This window comes from Polaribacter vadi (genome assembly GCF_018861005.1).
Lineage (GTDB): Bacteria > Bacteroidota > Bacteroidia > Flavobacteriales > Flavobacteriaceae > Polaribacter > Polaribacter vadi_A.
In genome coordinates this window covers 42149-59754 of record NZ_JAHKQL010000003.1, presented here as the reverse complement: position 1 = coordinate 59754, position 17606 = coordinate 42149, and the positions used below count along the sequence as shown (strand labels likewise).

The 17606-nt window shown below is 27.4% G+C and carries 10 protein-coding genes and 3 pseudogenes; 12 read left to right on the top strand and 1 reads right to left on the bottom strand.

Annotated elements, in window-relative coordinates; all coding sequences use genetic code 11:
- Positions 1 to 210 precede the first annotated feature (210 nt).
- From KO506_RS02115 to KO506_RS02090, 6 genes and pseudogenes are all read left to right on the top strand, one after another.
- Positions 211 to 2790 (top strand): phosphoenolpyruvate carboxylase, encoded by a 2580-nt coding sequence (locus KO506_RS02115; protein WP_215993249.1) that lies wholly within the window; start codon positions 211 to 213, stop codon positions 2788 to 2790.
- Positions 2791 to 2881: 91 nt separating this feature from the next.
- Positions 2882 to 3040 (top strand): annotated as a pseudogene (locus KO506_RS02110) (YifB family Mg chelatase-like AAA ATPase); the annotation flags it as partial.
- A gap of 33 nt (positions 3041 to 3073) precedes the next feature.
- Positions 3074 to 6043, top strand: coding sequence for an ELWxxDGT repeat protein (locus KO506_RS02105; RefSeq protein ID WP_215993248.1), 2970 nt, complete (start codon positions 3074 to 3076; stop codon positions 6041 to 6043).
- Between the two features lie 29 nt (positions 6044 to 6072).
- Positions 6073 to 6909: pseudogene (locus KO506_RS02100) on the top strand (YifB family Mg chelatase-like AAA ATPase); the annotation flags it as partial.
- Between the two features lie 128 nt (positions 6910 to 7037).
- Positions 7038 to 8540, top strand: a complete 1503-nt coding sequence (locus tag KO506_RS02095) for an Eco57I restriction-modification methylase domain-containing protein (RefSeq protein ID WP_215993247.1) — start codon at positions 7038 to 7040, stop codon at positions 8538 to 8540.
- Positions 8541 to 8602: 62 nt separating this feature from the next.
- Positions 8603 to 9616 (top strand): BsuBI/PstI family type II restriction endonuclease, encoded by a 1014-nt coding sequence (locus KO506_RS02090; RefSeq protein ID WP_215993246.1) that lies wholly within the window; start codon positions 8603 to 8605, stop codon positions 9614 to 9616.
- A 25-nt stretch (positions 9617 to 9641) separates the two neighbouring features.
- On the opposite strand, the gene KO506_RS02085 is transcribed toward KO506_RS02090, so the two are convergent.
- On the bottom strand, positions 9642 to 11030 hold the full coding sequence (locus KO506_RS02085; RefSeq protein ID WP_215993245.1) for a hypothetical protein: 1389 nt from the start codon (positions 11028 to 11030) through the stop codon (positions 9642 to 9644).
- Positions 11031 to 11212: 182 nt separating this feature from the next.
- On the opposite strand from KO506_RS02085, the gene KO506_RS02080 reads away from it, so the two are divergent.
- The 6 genes and pseudogenes from KO506_RS02080 (at position 11213) to KO506_RS02055 (ending at position 17603) form a co-directional block, all read left to right on the top strand.
- Positions 11213 to 11779, top strand: coding sequence for a tyrosine-type recombinase/integrase (locus KO506_RS02080; RefSeq protein ID WP_215993244.1), 567 nt, complete (start codon positions 11213 to 11215; stop codon positions 11777 to 11779).
- 134 nt (positions 11780 to 11913) lie between these two features.
- Entirely contained in the window at positions 11914 to 13641 is a 1728-nt protein-coding gene (locus KO506_RS02075) for a recombinase family protein (RefSeq protein WP_215993243.1), read from the top strand.
- A 22-nt stretch (positions 13642 to 13663) separates the two neighbouring features.
- Positions 13664 to 13873 (top strand): hypothetical protein, encoded by a 210-nt coding sequence (locus tag KO506_RS02070; protein ID WP_215993242.1) that lies wholly within the window; start codon positions 13664 to 13666, stop codon positions 13871 to 13873.
- 33 nt (positions 13874 to 13906) lie between these two features.
- Positions 13907 to 14608: pseudogene (locus tag KO506_RS02065) on the top strand (YifB family Mg chelatase-like AAA ATPase); the annotation flags it as partial.
- A gap of 88 nt (positions 14609 to 14696) precedes the next feature.
- Positions 14697 to 16442 (top strand): tetratricopeptide repeat protein, encoded by a 1746-nt coding sequence (locus tag KO506_RS02060; protein ID WP_215993241.1) that lies wholly within the window; start codon positions 14697 to 14699, stop codon positions 16440 to 16442.
- 222 nt (positions 16443 to 16664) lie between these two features.
- Positions 16665 to 17603 (top strand): tail fiber protein, encoded by a 939-nt coding sequence (locus KO506_RS02055; RefSeq protein ID WP_215993240.1) that lies wholly within the window; start codon positions 16665 to 16667, stop codon positions 17601 to 17603.
- Positions 17604 to 17606 lie beyond the last annotated feature (3 nt).

Below are 17606 nucleotides of genomic sequence, written 5' to 3'. Positions count from 1 at the left end.
ATTGTATTAACAAAAGGTTTCATCAAATAAAAACCTTTAAAAGGGTATAAAAAATAACAAAATCAGCACAGCTGAATAGAAATTAAACATTTCAGAAAAACAGGCGTAAATTTCTATCATTTTCGCAATTTTTTAAAGACATTATTCCTAAAAACCTAGGTTCTTTATTTTTGGTTTTTTGTAATTTCACATCACTAAATTTCAAGAAATATGTCTGCATTACCAGAATTAACAAGATTTAATGACAATGTGTTATCTAAATATCAAATTTATAGTAGCATATTCACAACACTACCTTTCGATACAATAAGCAATACAGGTGTTTTATTGCCTCTTTTTCAAAAGATTTGTGAAAAAGGTTTTAAGAACGGAAAAAATCCAACACAAATAATTGAAAAGTTTTTTAAGAAATATCAAGACTCACCAACTGATAACGAAAAAAATGATTTACTTTTTCAATTTATACAATATATAGAACGTTTAGTTGTATTATTTGATGCTATTGAAGATGCCGCTTTTCCTATTGTAAATAATATGGATGGTTTTGGTACTTTACGTAACTCTAAGGAATCTGCAATTTTAAGCAACAAAAAAGAAGAATTAAAAAAATACTTAGAAGATTTTAAAGTACGTATCGTTTTAACTGCTCACCCAACACAATTTTACCCAGGTTCTGTTCTAGGTATTATTACAGACTTAGATGAAGCTATACAAAACGACGATTTATTATTAATCAAAAAATTGTTGGCTCAATTAGGTAAAACTCCATTTTACAAAAAATCTAAACCTACACCTTTTGATGAAGCTGTAAGTTTAATTTGGTATTTAGAAAATGTATTCTACCACTCTGTAAGTAAAATTTACAATTACATTCAGAATAATATATATGATGGTCATCCTACTGATAATGAAATTATAGATCTTGGTTTTTGGCCTGGTGGAGACAGAGATGGTAATCCATTTGTAACTACACAAATTACTTTAGATGTAGCAGAAAGATTGCGTCAATCTATATTAAGAAGCTACTATAGAGATGTAAGACGTTTAAAAAGACGTTTTACTTTTGATGGTGTTCAAGAAATTTTAGCAAGAATAGAAAAACGTTTGTATAAACATGTTGTTAGAAGTTATGCGAAAGTAAATTTTTCTCAAAAAATATTATTACAAGAATTAGAAGACGCAAGAAACATTATTAAAGAAAAACATGATTCTTTATTTATTGAAGAATTAAATGACTTTATTAATAAAGTAAGAATTTTTGGTTTTCACTTTGCTACTTTAGATATTAGACAAGACAGTAGAGTACATCACAAAGCATTTACTCAAATAGTTGATGATTTATTAGCTGCTGGAGACACTACTTTTCCAGAAAATTACCAACGTTTATCAGAAAGCGAACAAATTGAAATTTTAGCTATAGTTAAAGGTAATATAGATCCTAAAATTTTATCTGATGAAATGTCTGTTAAAACCATAGAATCAATTTATGCTTTAAAAACCATTCAGCAAAGAAATGGAGAACGTGGTGCAAATAGATATATTATTAGTAATAACCAATCAGCATTAAACGTAATGCAAACTTTTGCAATGCTAAATTTATGTGGTTTTGAAAACGAATTACCAGTAGATGTAATTCCTCTTTTTGAAACTGTAGACGATTTAGAAAATGCAAGTGATGTAATGCGTACGTTATATACTAATAAAACATATAGATACCATTTATCTAAAAGAAAAAATCAACAAACAATAATGTTAGGTTTTTCTGATGGAACAAAAGATGGTGGTTATTTAATGGCAAATTGGGGTATTTTTAAAGCAAAAGAAGCTTTAACAAAAATATCTAGAGAATTTGATATTGAAGTTATTTTCTTTGATGGACGTGGAGGACCACCTGCAAGAGGAGGAGGAAAAACACATCAATTTTATGCTTCTTTAGGACCAACTATAGAAGACAAAGAAATACAATTAACTATTCAAGGGCAAACAATTAGTTCTAATTTTGGAACATTAGACTCTTCTCAATACAATCTAGAACAATTAATAAGTTCTGGTATTAAAAATGAAGTTTTTACAAAAGATCAATTGAATGATAGTCATAGAACTATTATCAATGATTTAGCTGAAACTAGTTATAAAACTTACGTAGATTTTAAAAATCATCCTCAGTTTTTATCGTATTTAGAAAAAATGAGTACTTTAAAATACTATGCAAAAACTAATATTGGTAGTAGACCAAGTAAACGTTCTAATTCTGATACTTTAGACTTTTCTGCATTAAGAGCAATACCTTTTGTAGGTAGTTGGAGTCAGTTAAAACAAAACGTTCCAGGATTTTTTGGTGTAGGTACTGCACTAAAAAAATACGAAGATGCAGGTAGATTTGATGAAATTGTAGATTTCTATAACTCATCAGATTTCTTTAAAACTTTACTAGAAAATAGTATGATGAGTTTAACAAAATCTTTCTTTGGCTTAACAGCTTATATGGCAGATGATCCTGTTTTTGGAGAATTTTGGAAATTAATTTTTGAAGAATATAAAACAACAAAACGTCTTTTACTAAAATTAACTGGTCATAAAGAGTTAATGGAAAACTTTCCTGTAGGAAAAGCCTCTATAGAAATAAGAGAAAATATTGTTTTACCATTGTTAACTATTCAACAATATGCTTTAAAGAAAATTCAAGACCTACAGAAAGAAGAAGGTAATGAAGCAGAAATAGAAGTTTATGAAAAAATGGTAATGCGTTCTTTATTTGGTAACATTAATGCAAGTAGAAATTCAGCTTAAAACATTCTTAAAAAAACAAACTAAAATGCAATCAAAAATATTGATTGCATTTTTTTTATGCCATAATTTTATTTACTTTTAAAGAAAAAAAATGCTCGTTAAAGTTTTTGGATCTGCTGTTTTTGGAATTGAAGCTACAACAATTACTGTAGAAGTTAACATAAACAAAGGTATATGCTATCATCTTATTGGCTTACCAGACAAAGCCGTTAGCGAAAGTTCTTACAGAATTTCTGCAGCCTTAAACAACGAATCTTAGAAACTACTTGGTAAAATAAAGACTATGAAAAAAACATACTTAATATTTTTATTTATTTTAAATCTTCAAATTTCATTTGGCCAATCTATCGAAGCTACTAAAATTGAATTAAATTTTCAAGAAGATAGTCATCCACAAAACTTAATTGCATCACAATCTGGATTTTATTTTACAGCTACAGATGGATATTTTGATAATTTTGGAAGAGAACTATGGTTTTCTGATGGAACTTTAGACGGAACCTATAAAATAAAAGATATTAATCAAGGGAGTAATTCTTCTAGTCCAAATTCATTTACTATTTTAAATAATATTCTTTTTTTTACGGCAAACGATGGAATTCATGGAACAGAATTATGGAAAAGTAATGGAACTGAAGAGGGTACTGTTTTAGTGAAAGATATCAAATCTAATAATTCTAGCACCTACAATCCACCACGTAATTTAGTAGCTTTTAATAATAAAGTTTATTTTAATGCAACAGATGGTGTAAATGGCTACGAATTATGGGTTAGTGATGGCACAGAAGAAGGGACTAATTTGGTAAAGGATATAAATACAAATGGTAATAGTTCTCCATTTAATTTATTTGTTTTTAATAATTTTCTTTATTTTTCAGCAGATGATGGAACTCATGGGAAAGAGTTATGGAAAAGTGATGGAACTGAAGCCGGTACTATTTTAGTTAAAGATATCAACAACAATGGTAATGGTAGTTTAAACGGAAACTTCATTGTCTCTAATGATTTTTTCTTTTTTTATGCAACATCAGATAATTATTACACTGGTACAACCTTTTACGGTTACGAACTTTGGAGAAGTGATGGAACAGAAACTGGAACAGTTATGGTTAAAGATATTAGAGACGGAACAGCTTCTAGTAATACAGAATTTAAAGGAATAGAATTAAATGGAAATTTACTTTTTGCAGCTAATGATGGTATTAATGGTGCTGAATTATGGAAAAGTGATGGAACTGAGGCTGGTACTACATTAGTAAAAAACATCGATAAATCTAATTTTAACGGGTTATCTTATAACAATATTTTTAAAAAATTAAATAATAAAATTTATTTTTTAGGTAATGATAATATTCATGGAACAGAAATATGGACAAGTGACGGTACTGAAGACGGAACAAAATTAGTAAAGGATATAAATGAAGGAGAGGCATCTGTTTGGATTGAAAAAATCCATGTTGATGAATCAAATGATAAGATTCTTTTTTATACAACAAGTACTAATTCTAACCAGAGAATACTCTGGGTTTCTGACGGAACTGAAAATGGCACAATACAAATACCCAATGTAGAAACCCCAAATACCTCATCTACTCAAGAATATTTCTGTACTTTCAATGATAAAACTTTTTTTTCAGGAAAAAACCAAAAAAACGGAAATGAATTATTTGTAACTGATGGTACTCTTCAAGGAACAAATTTCTTCAAAGATTTAAATTATTCAACTAGTAGTGCTCCAGCTAAACTCACAGATGTAAATGGAAAAGTTTTCTTTAGAGGCTCTAATGAACAAGAATTTGGGAACCAACTATTCTCTAGTGATGGAACAATAAATGGAACTATCATGGTTAAAAGGATTGGTGAAAACTCCAACATCGATGATTTATCTGAAACAGTTGTTATAAATAATAAATTGTTTTTTAGTGCTCATGATAATTCTAATGGATACGAACCTTGGATTAGTGATGGTACTGAAGAAGGTACATTTATGATTAAAGATATAAGATCTGATGGTAGTAGTTTAAGAAATCATAACAATAAGCAATATTTCTATGCATCAGATAATAAAGTATATTTTTCTGCTAATGATGGCGTTCATGGCTTTGAACCTTGGGTAAGTAATGGTTCAGAACAAGGTACATTTATGCTAAAAGATATAAATACAGTCGGAAATGGTACAGGGTATAATGCAGAAGGAGGCTCTAGTAATTCAATGTATTTTACTGAATTAAATGGTTACATATATTTTAATGCAAATATCCCATCTAATTCTTCGCTATGGAAAACAGATGGTACACAATCTGGTACAGAAATTGTTTTTACTACATATTCTGGCATAGGTTATATAAATAAAATTAACAATAAACTTTTAATTAATAATTCTTCTGGAGGTTACTGGATCTCAGATGGAACAACAAACGGCACAACACTTTCAGATTTACCATCATATTTAAACATAAATACGAATATCACATTAAATAATGAATTATTTTTTATTTCTAGATTAAAAGATATTAGCAATAGGTATGGATTGTATAAAACAGATGGAACAGCAAATGGAACAAAATTACTTTATGAAGGCCTAAATCACCCAACAATATCTACTGTATCAATTGAAAATTTAATTAAATGCGGTAAATATATTTATTTTACAATAACAGATTATTGGTATACAAATGTACCTGAATTATGGAGAACGGATGGTAACATTACAGAAAAATTAGACATTGATAGCTCTTTAAATAGTTCACTATTTGAATGTCATAAAAACAACCTATTTTATACTACTGATAATAATGAAATAAAATACCTTAACGATAATTTAAATGAACCAAAATCGCTAAATATTGTAATTACAAATGATGATAGTTTAAGTGAATATTCTTATAAATACAATTTAACATCTAGTGGTGATAATCTTTATTTTTCTGGACGTACAGATTTAAGTGGAGAAGAACTTTTTGTAATGACTCCTAATTTATCAGTATTAAATTTACATACTTTTCAAAGTACTGATAAATTAAATAAAATAAGCATCCACCCTAACCCTTCAAATAGTTTTATTAACATTAAAAGTGGTAAGTGGTTTAATAAATTAAATATTTACGATATAAGAGGTAATCTTATTATTAAAAAACATATTGAAAATACACTAGAAACAAAACTTAATGTAAATAACTTAACTAAAGGAATTTACTTTTTAGAAATTATTTCCGACAATAAAAAATTGACACAAAAACTTATAATTGAGTAAAAAAAAATTATTTATCTTTAAAGAAAAAAATGCTCGTTAAAGTTTTTGGATCTGCTGTTTTTGGAATTGAAGCTACAACAATTACTGTAGAAGTTAACATAGACAAAGGTATAGGCTATCATCTTGTTGGCTTACCAGACAAAGCCGTTAGCGAAAGTTCTTACAGAATTTCTGCAGCCTTAAACAATAATTCTTACAAACTTCCTGGTAAAAAAATTATCATAAATATGGCTCCTGCAGATATCAGAAAAGAAGGTGCTTCCTATGATTTAACTTTAGCTGTCGGAATTCTTGCAGCCTCAAATCAAATAAAATCAGAAAATATTGATGATTATATTATTATGGGCGAACTTTCTTTGGATGGAAGTTTACAACCCATAAGAGGGGTTTTACCAATGGCTATAAAAGCCAGAGAAGAAGGTTTTAAATATTTTATTTTACCCAAAGAAAACGCCAAAGAAGCTGCCATTGTTAACGATTTAGAAGTTTTAGGAGTTGATAATATTTTAGAGGTAATTAATCATTTTAATGGTGATGACAAAATTGAACCCACCATTGTTGATACAAGAGCTGAGTTTTATAAAAACATAGATTTTCCAGAATTCGATTTTTCTGATGTAAAAGGGCAAGAATCTATAAAACGTTGTATGGAAATTGCAGCAGCAGGTGGTCATAACATTATTTTAATAGGTCCTCCAGGATCTGGGAAAACAATGTTAGCAAAAAGATTACCAAGTATTTTACCACCAATGACTTTACACGAAGCTTTAGAAACCACTAAAATTCATTCTGTAGTTGGTAAAACAAAAAATAACGGGTTATTATATCAAAGACCATTTAGAAGTCCTCATCACACAATATCAAATAAGACTATGTTTAAAAGTGTGGAATTTTAAATACCACAAACCTTAAGTTTAATATCGAAGTATTAATCATTATATTTAATTTAAATTTGTTTAGTTTGTATCGAATAAATTTAAGGTTAACATAATTAATGAAAGTACTAGAAAAAGCTGTTGAATCTGCTGTTGTATATAGACAAGACACTAATGAAGAACACAAAAAATGTTTTGGTCAATATTTTACTCCACATGAAGTATCTCATTTTATGTCTAGTTTGTTTAATATTGAAAATTTAGGGAAAAATATTTCTATTTTGGATCCGGGTGCAGGAACTGGAACACTTTCTATAAGTCTAATTGAACACATACTTTCAAGTTTAAATGAAAAATTAGAAATATGTTTGACTGCTTATGAAATTGATAAAAAAGTTGCCAATATTTTAAACACAAACTTGACTTCCCTAAAAGAAAAATGTTCTGAAAAAGGTATAAATTTTGCATTTAATATTATTCAAGAAGATTTTGTTACTCTGAATCACAAAGTTTTAAACAAAAATAGTTCGTTTAAAACTGCAAAATATGATTTAATTATTAGTAACCCTCCGTATTTTAAATTAAACAAAACAAATCCTCTAACTAAATTAGTAAGTGTATTAAAAATTACTAATATTTACGCAGCTTTTTCTGCTATTAGTGCATTACTACTAAAACCTAAGGGTCAAACAGTATTTATTATACCAAGAAGTTTTGCATCTGGTGTATATTTTGAAAAATATAGAGAGTTCTTATTTAAAAATTTAAAAATTGAAAAAATTCATTTATTTAAATCAAGAAAAAAAGCTTTCAAAGAAGAAAAAGTACTCCAAGAAAACTTAATCTATATGGCTGTACCAAAAATACATAATGAAACATATAAAGTTAGAATTACTACAAGTGAAGGGATTAAAGACTTATCTAAAAATAACTTTAGACTTTACAGTATTGATTATCTAATTGATTTACATTCTAAGCACTATTTTCTGTTTTTACCAACTTCTAACCAAGATGAATATTTAATTAATTATTTTAAAAAATTTAAAAATTTATTAGCAGATTTTAAATTAACAGTCTCGACTGGACCAGTAGTTAACTTTAGAAGTAAACCTAATTTAACTAGTTATAGTGAAAAATTAGTTCCTTTAATTTGGCTTAATAATGTTATGCATGGTTACATCGAATTTCCTATAAAATCAAAATTTAATAAACAAAGTTTGATATTAGATTCTAAAATTGAAAAACAATTAAGAGCTAATGATAATTATATTCTTGTTAGGAGGTTTAGCACAAAAGATGATGAGAGAAGGATAATTGCTGCTCCTTTGTTAAAAGATGATTACAACTTTGATAGATTCGGCTTTGAAAACAAGTTAAACTATATTTATTCCAAAGAAATCAAACTAAGTAAATACATGACTAAAGGAATTAGTCATTTATTAAATACTAATATATATGATAATTATTTCTCAATTTTTAATGGAAATACACAAGTAAGTGCAACTGAATTAAAAAACATTCCATTCCCTAATAAGAAAACTATTATAGAAATTGGTGAACTAAATTATAAATCTATGGAAGATTTAAATTTAAAAATTGAAACTATTTTAGACAGCATTTAAACTTTCAAACCTTTAGTAATTTGATTATGTTTGTTTTACAAAAACTTGTAAAGCAAAATTAAATGATTAAGAAAAAAGGTGAAAAAATAGATGAGTATTTTAAACGTTTATCCAAAGAGAAAAAATATTTAGTCCCAACTAAACTTCAAGGAATTAGTAGAATTGATATTGCTTGTGTTCTAAAAAAAATTGATCTTTATACACTAGATTTAACAGAAATTGTATTTGCTTTATTAGATAACAATCTAAATTCTTTATTTAGTAGTACCAAAAACAAGTTTAAATTCTCTGATGGTGCTACAACAGCACATCTAGCTTGTTATGTAGGGATTTTTTTAAGAGGGAGAAACAAATTAGATAGGGAAGGAAGAGATTATTGGATAAAACCATTAAAGGAGTTAGGAGCAATAGAGGCTTATACATATGATTCAAAATCTAGTACTTTTAAAAATGGTCATATAAAAGCCAAATCTCCTAATAGTTGTTATAGGTTAAACTCTGATTTTAGAGATATTTTAAAAATAAAATCTAAAGATGAACTTAATAATAAATTACAAAATTGGATAAAAGAAGATTCCAAACGTACTCGATTGGAAATACAGCTAGAAGCATTTAATAAAGAAAAGATATTGCAAGAAAGTTCAGGACATGAGTTTTTAATTCAAATGTCTATTAATTTATATGCTAAGCATTTTTTACCAGATTTTATACTAGTTTACAAGGATGATTCTGATGGAGACAGAATAAGCGAAGAGGAAAAAAAATTAATGGAATCTTATGGTATTTCTTTGGGAATTGAAGATGCATTTCCCGATGCTATTTTCATTAATCCAAAAACAAAAGAACTATGGTTTATTGAAGCAGTTACAAGCGACGGTGAAGTAGATGAGCATAAAATGAGTTCATTAAATAATATTTGTGCTAAATCTAACTTAAATTTTGGAGGTGCTACCACAACATATTTAAATTGGAAAGATTTCGCAAGAAGACAGTCTTCAAATAAAAACTTAGCAGACAAAAGCAAAGTATGGTTATTTGAAGACCCTCAAAAAGAATTTATAGTTAATATGAACTAATTTGTTTATATCGTTAAAGCTATCTTTAAACCCATTCTTCAACCTCAATTGTTGGAGTAATCTTTAATGTTTCTTTAGTAACATTTATAATAATATCTTTAATATCTATAACGAATTCATTTATAGTTGCAATGCTATCATGTATAGTGTAAATATTCGCTTTTAACGTTTTATTAATCTTTTTTGAACATAAATCTAAAATTATATAACTTTCAATATTTTGTAACAAAACAGCAAAATTACTTGAATACTCTCCCTTTAAAACTTTAGTTATATCCCAAACTGTAGGTAAGGTTTTTTTTAATTGTAAGGCATCAGAATCTTTTGTTTTTGCAGATGAAAAAAAAACTTGAAAAGCAGCATTTTTGGCATAATCTCTTTTATTTAAAAAATCTTCTTCATTTTTATTATAATATTTTATTTCTCGAATCTTTTTTTGTGCAGAATATTTGTAATTATAAATATTATTATTTTCGTCTCTTTTAAAATTTAAATTCTTTAATAAATACTCATAAAACTCACCTTTACAGGTTGATTGAATAAAAGAGTTTATTTCTGTTATTTCCGATTCCAAAAATTCTCTAGCCATCAAACTTTTTATTATTTTATAATAATTATAGGGTATATCTGACTTTTTACTTTTTACTTTTAATAATACCGCTTTAAGATTCTCCAAAACTTGTAAATCTTTATTTATTATTAAATGAAGAATAGCAGCCAAAAAAAATGGTTGTGAATTTTTTAAATCTAAGTTAAAAAGGTTCTTTTTATTACATTTAAAGAACTTTCTTAGTTGCTTTGGTGTATTTGTTAGTGTTGAATGAAATCTTTTATCAGTGACAGGTCTTTTAAAGTCAAAATTTTTAGAGTCAATTTTAGCTATCCTATAATTATAATATAAAAATTGTGAGTTATTTATTTTATTATCAGTATGTAATTTAACCGTATATTCTAAAGCTTTTTTTGTTTCAAAATTTAAATTTTTAAAATTTTCTATTAGAAATAAATATGGTTTTAAATGTTTTGAAGAATTATACATATCCTTATAGTCAATTTTAACTCTTTTTTCTTTCTTAACCATTTCAAACTTATCACTATAAAATCTATGATGTATATCATATTCATTTGTTTTCCCTTTTGGTTTGTAATAATTTTTCTTGTACAAGAAATTCATTTTAACGAGAAAGTTAGTATATAAGTAATATCTTGAATATATTTTTTTTAATGCTTCAGAGTGAATTGAGACAGAACCTTCAATTCCATTTTTTTTATTAAACATTATAATATTAATTATGAACCCATAAATCATATAGGCATATTCTATTTTTAGCTTTTGTGTTGTGTGTTTTTCATTTCTTAATTCAATTAAACTTTTTAACTCTTTAATTGAAGATTCAGGTAACATATAATTCATTGTGTATAATTTTCTCTTATAAAAAGTTTACAATGAATTTGTTTTTTTTAAACCATTAATTAAGACACAATTACAGGATTCTCGTAGAAGATATATATGTAAAAAAATTACTTTCTAGATAATTTTAATTTTTATCTTTTAATTTCTAGTTATTTTTTTATAATTTTAAGAAAGACATTACAATGAAAAGTTATACATCTGGTTATTTTAATTTTAACGATGCTATTTTTTTAATTTCTAATTTAAAGGTTAAGCTTCCTAAAATTTCATTAATAGTAGGTTTTGGGGTATTTACTGGATTAAGGATTGGCGACATTTTAAACTTAAGATGGTTTCAAATTTTAAATGTCGATTTTATTTTGCTACCTGAACAAAAAACTTCTAAAGTTCGTCATATTACTTTAAATCCTGTTTTAAAAAGTTTAATTTTAAGTTCTTATGATTCGTTTGGTACTTGTAATTTGGATTTTGTGTTTTTAAATAGATATAATTCTAAAGTTATTAGTTTACAATATGTAAATTCTTCTTTAAGAAAAGCTTGTAAAGATTTTAATATTTGTTGCAGTGGAAATATTAGTTCGCATTCTCTTAGGAAAACATTTGGGAGACGTGTTTATGAAAATTTAGGTAAAACTGACGAAGCCTTAATGATTCTTAGTAGTATTTTTAATCATTCTTGTCCTTCTATTACAAGAATTTACCTAGGGATTAAACAAGAGGAGATCGCAGAAATCTATTTAAATTTATAATACAATTTATTATATAAACAAAACTTTTGTTTTTTTTGGTTTAACTTTTTATAAAACCTAAACCAAAACCTTTTAAAAAAAAACATTTTTTTCTTTTTTTCTTTTAACTAGTATAATTTTAAATTCTATAAATTTTGGAAAAATTACATATATATGCTAGAGTAAGCACTAAACAACAAGTCGAAAAGGATTTGTCTATTGATGAACAAATTATAATTGGAAAAAAAATTGCTGAAAAACATAATCTTCGATTTATTGTGCATAAAGAATTAGGAAAAAGTGCTAGTTATGAAGATTTAACTAATAGACCTATTTACTCTTCTATTTTAGAACTAATAAAATCAGGTAAAATAAAATACTTATATGCTTTTGATATTACACGTTTAAGTCGTAATCAAATTAGCCAAGCTTATCTTAGTAATATATTGCAGGAAAAAAGGGTAACATTATTTACTAGTAACGGAAAATACAATTTTCAAAATACCCAAGACCAATTTATTTTTGACTTAATGAAAGTAGTTGCACAACACGACAATGCAACCAGAGTTAATAGATTTAAAATGGGTAATATTTCTGCAAATCGAAAGGGAATTTATACAAAACCAAATATTCCTTATGGTTATAAAAAAAATGAGGACAATACTTTAAGTTTGAATAAGGAAGAGGTAAAAGTTATGCACCAAATTGTTGATTGGTATTTAAAAAATAATTGGGGTACTAACAAAATTGCTAACATATTGAATAAACAAAAGGTTTTAACAAGAAAATCAAAAACTATAATATTTAAAAATAAAATTACTAAAGATTCTGAAATTGAACTAGTTCATCTAGATAATTTATGGAACCCTGGAACCATAAACGAAATGTTTAAAAATAGTATTCTTTATGGTGTAAGAAAATTTAAGGTTGGAGTAGATGAAAAAGGAAATAATTTATATAATGAGGTTCAAAGTCCCAAAATTATTAGTAAAACAGTTTTTAACCAAATAGCCTCCAAAAGAAAACAAAATGCAATTTCAAAAAAAAGAACTCCCAAATACTTTAGGCTTCTAGCCGGTCTTCTTATATGTGGTAAGTGTGGTAATAATATGGAGGGCAGAATAAAAGTTAGCAGAGGAGAATATATATATAGGTGTACTTCAAAAAGACACACTCATACCAATTGTGGTTCAAGGGGTATAAATCTTTTTAAACTTAATAAATTAATTTGGAACGAATTTGAAAATTCAGAATTCTTAAAAAGAGAAATTGATAATTATATAAATACTAACCTAACTAAGGAAAACCACAGTATGAAACTTAAACAGAATCTTAAAAAGTTGAAACAAGTAGAATTAAAGTTAGAAAAATTAAACCAAAAGTATTTAAAAATTTTAGATTTATATGCAGGTAGTGAAATTTCGAAAGAAGTTTTGGATTTGAAAATTAAGGAGATTGAAGAAGATATTAATGAACAAAATAAAGTAAGCGAAGAATTAATTAAGAATCAAAATGCTTTAACTTCTGATACTTTTTATAAGATTAAATCTTTTAGTTTGATTAGTAAAGGAATTTCTATGTTTAGTGAGGGTTTGGATAAAATAAAAAGCTTAAGTGATTCTGTTAACAGCTTAGAGTTAAACAATAAAAAAACAATATTAGCTAGAAAAATAATTACTAATTCAATACAAAAAATTGTAATTAAAAATGGTAAGAATTTTGGGGAATTTAAAATAGAGATTTTTTTTAAAATCGAGGACAACCCTACTCTTTTAAATAATTTTAGTAATCATTTATATAATATTTCACCTAAGAAAGTTATAGTTTTCAATACAAAAGAAGAAATTTCAAATGATGTTTTTTTTAATTCTTTTTTTAAATAAATAAGTAAATAAATGAAATGAAATGAAATTATTAAGCATTGAAGATTTTGAAAATAACGACAAAGGAGTAATAAAATTAAATGAAAGCATTAATACTGATGAAATCGAAACATCTATAGACTACGCTAGAAAAAACAACTTAAAAGTTGTAATTTATATTGACGATTTCAGCGAAATAGAAATTGGTAAAATTGCAAAGTTAGTAGGAGAAAACATAGTTTACAATTACTAAATAATTATTACCACACTTTTAAATAGTATGTAGAATGTAGCTTTAGTTGGTGGAGGCCAATACCCAAGACCTGGTGAAATTTCTTTGTCACACAATGGAGTTTTATTTTTAGATGAATTACCCGAATTTAAAAGAGAGGTATTAGAAGTTATGCGTCAGCCTTTGGAAGATAGAGATGTTACTATTTCTAGAGCTAAATTTACAGTTACTTATCCTTGTTCATTTATGTTGGTTGCAAGTATGAATCCTTCTCCTTCAGGGTTTTTTAATGATCCAAATTCGCCCATGACTTCTACTCCACAAGAAATGCAACGTTATTTGAGTAAAATTTCTGGGCCACTTTTAGACAGAATTGATATTCATATAGAAGTTACTCCTGTTCCTTTCGAAAAATTATCCGAAGAAAGAAAAGGAGAATCATCCGTAGAAATTAGAAAACGAGTTACAGCAGCTAGAGAGATTCAATCAAATCGTTTTAAAGATTTTGAAAACACACATTATAATGCACAAATGAGTGTAAAACAGATTCGTGAATTCTGTAAATTATCACCAGAAAGTTTATCGCTTTTAAAAACAGCCATGGAAAAACTAAACCTTTCTGCAAGAGCTTATGACAGAATTCTAAAAGTATCTAGAACTATAGCAGATTTAGCTAAAGTTAATGCTATTTCTCCAGATCATATTGCAGAAGCTATTCAGTATAGAAGTTTAGATAGAGATGGTTGGCTAGGTTAGAAACCTAACATTTTATATTATATTAGCAATAACTAACAAAAAACCATACACGCTTTTACTCAAAAGGTTTTAAGCGTTTCTATATACTATGTTTCATCTACTTAGAAGATTCACATTAATACTCTTTATTGCTGTTTCATTTCAAGCAACTGCACAAAGTAATCTTACAGATGCTAAAGTAGATTCTTTACTACAAGTTTTGCATTTACCTGCTTTAGACTCTATTATTCTTATTACTGAAAAGGCTCCGTTATCTAATATTTGGAGGACAATAAAAATAAATAGAGGAGAAATAAAAAAGGCTACGCTACTTAAACTGTTTCAAAAAATAGAAAAATTGGCTGCAACTCATCAAAACTCTGGTCTTGAAATGTATGCTGGAATTTGGCAATACTATACTAGAGGAAGCACTTATGTTTCAAATTATGAGTCTATTAAAATTTTAGAAAAAGTAGTTGAAAAAGCAACCAATTCTAAAATTTTATGGATTGAAACCACCGCGAAATTTCAGTATGCATACAAGCTTTTATATGCAAAAGAGGAATTTAAAAATATAGAAAAAGGAATTTGGATTTTAAGAGAAAATATAGAGAAAATCCATAAAGAAAATGATACAAATATTTCTCCAGCAACTCTTTTAGAACATTATAGAGTGCTTACTAGTTGCTATTATAATATGGAAGATCTACCTAATGCAATTATTTATTCCGTAAAAGCATTAAATATGGACTATCCTAAAGGTTCAAAATTAATTTCACCTAAAGATAAAACCTATAGGAGTATTAATAATAATTTAGGTGTCTATTATCGCGAAAATCAGCAACTAGACTCCTCTACTTTTTACTTTAAGAGAGTTTATGATTTACCTTTAACGAATAAGAGTTTCTCTAGCGACAGTCTTATGAAAGCAGTTTCTGGTGGTAATTTAGGCGAGAATTTGTATTTACAAGGCAATTATAACGATGCTTTGCCTTTGCTACAAAAGGATGCAGATTTTACTACCAAAGTAAAAGTTTGGGGAAATGCTAGTAATGCACTTATTTTAATAGCAGACATCTACTTAAGAAAAGGTGATTTCAAGAAAGCAAAAGAGGTTTTAGATAAAGCAACTTATGCAGCTCATACTTCAAAAGACATAAAAAGACTCAGCAAATTGTACCCTGTTTTATCTAAATTTTATAAAACAATTGGGCAACCCAATATTGCATTGACTTATGCAGATTCTACTTTTATTTCACTAGATAGTTTAAAAAGAAAAAACAATCAATTTAGAGGTGCTAATGTAGAGCAAGCTTATAATAAGCATCAACTAAAAAAAGAAGCAGAAACAGCATTACAAATTAAAAACGATAATATTAAACGTAGAAATATTGGTTTGTTCATTTTAGGCTTGCTACTTATTATAACCTATTTTAGCTATAGAAAATCTAAACAGAAAGCGAAACAACAAGAGAACACACTGTTAAATGAAGTTGATAAAGTTACCCAAGAATTAAATGCTTCTAAAAAGCAACTGAATGTGTTTATACAAGAAGCACAGCAAAAAGCACTTTCTAAAAAAGTAATACTAACTGATGAAGATTGGCGTGAGTTTCTTCAATATTATAATAAAGTGCATCCACGTTTTGTAATGAGTTTAAAAAAGCGATATCCAAAATTAACGGAGTCAGAAGTTCGTTTTTGTTGTCTTACTTATCTTTCGTTATCAGACAAAGAAATGGCTGCTATGTTAGGTGTTGGACGCCCAAGTATTCGAGTAACAAGACAAAGGTCTAGAGCCAAACTAAAAATCACCAAAGAAGAGTCTTTTGAAACACTTTTTCAAAGCCTTTAGAAAACAAAAATCGATTGTTTTAAGTCTTTTATTATCACTGATTTTTTATAGAATCCAATTTTTTTATTTATTTAAAGTCAATAAATCCATATAATTATACTTTTTAATATATTAACTTTCAGTTACTTATTAATTGTTACTTTTCGTTACAGCTAAAATTCTTCTAAAGATTAGGTTCTGGGTATTTTTATTCCACTTAAAAGAATATCTAAACCTAACATTATGAAAAAAGTCTACAGCACATTATTATTTTTATTTTTAACTTCAATCTCTTTTGCACAAGGTATAGCTGTTCAAGGAATTGCCAGAGATGCTACAGGTGCTGCACTTACAGATCAAAATTTAACCTTTACATTTATAATTTCTGAAGGCAGTGACGCACCACTTTTTGAGGAAACACAAGTGATTAAAACCGATCTTTTTGGAGTTTTTTCACACATTGTAGGTAACGGAAATGCGTCTGGTGCAACATTTAATAGTATTGACTTTTCGTTAGATAATTTAACATTAAAAATTTCTGTAGCTCCAAATGGTAATAATATTGAGATTTATAACAAGCCTTTTCAATATACACCTTACGCTCATTATGCTAAAAGAGCAGAAAATGGTGTTCCTACAGGTGCAATAATGCCCTTCTTAGGTGAAAATGCGCCAAAAGGTTGGGTGCTGTGTGATGGTCTTAATATCTCGTCTATCCCAGATTCTCAAGCTTTAAGAACATTATTAGGTAGCGAAAATTCTCCTAATTTAAATGGAAGATTTTTAAAAGGTGTGGGTACTCCTGCAGAATCTAATGTTGATGCAATTGGTTTAAAAGCAACCCAAAATCAACAAACAAGGTTAAACCAGCACACACATGCTGCAGGTAGTAATTTAAACACTGATAGTAAAGGGGCTCATAGCCACACAACTAAAATATGGAAAGATAAAGCAACAACTTATGCAGGTGTAGGTTTAGTTGAATTAAGTACTGAAGGTGATGGAGGAACCGAGTATTATACTAGTGTTGCTAATGGTAATGATGGCTCCGATAATAAGTCTACTACTAGTGGGGGTGGTAGTCATTCTCATACAGTTACAGGTACTACAGGTAATACTACTGCAACTACACTTGAAGTTAGACCAAGTAGTTATGGTGTAAACTACATTATAAAATTATAATCT

Bases quoted from the DNA above. Each gene is read 5' to 3' on its own strand.
- KO506_RS02105 (WP_215993248.1), top strand. From the start codon at position 3,074: ATGAAAAAAACATACTTAATATTTTTATTTATTTTAAATCTTCAAATT.
- KO506_RS02090 (WP_215993246.1), top strand. From the start codon at position 8,603: ATGATTAAGAAAAAAGGTGAAAAAATAGATGAGTATTTTAAACGTTTA.
- KO506_RS02060 (WP_215993241.1), top strand. From the start codon at position 14,697: ATGTTTCATCTACTTAGAAGATTCACATTAATACTCTTTATTGCTGTT.
- KO506_RS02095 (WP_215993247.1), top strand. From the start codon at position 7,038: ATGAAAGTACTAGAAAAAGCTGTTGAATCTGCTGTTGTATATAGACAA.
- KO506_RS02085 (WP_215993245.1), bottom strand. From the start codon at position 11,030: ATGAATTATATGTTACCTGAATCTTCAATTAAAGAGTTAAAAAGTTTA.
- KO506_RS02070 (WP_215993242.1), top strand. From the start codon at position 13,664: ATGAAATTATTAAGCATTGAAGATTTTGAAAATAACGACAAAGGAGTA.
- KO506_RS02055 (WP_215993240.1), top strand. From the start codon at position 16,665: ATGAAAAAAGTCTACAGCACATTATTATTTTTATTTTTAACTTCAATC.
- KO506_RS02115 (WP_215993249.1), top strand. From the start codon at position 211: ATGTCTGCATTACCAGAATTAACAAGATTTAATGACAATGTGTTATCT.
- KO506_RS02080 (WP_215993244.1), top strand. From the start codon at position 11,213: ATGAAAAGTTATACATCTGGTTATTTTAATTTTAACGATGCTATTTTT.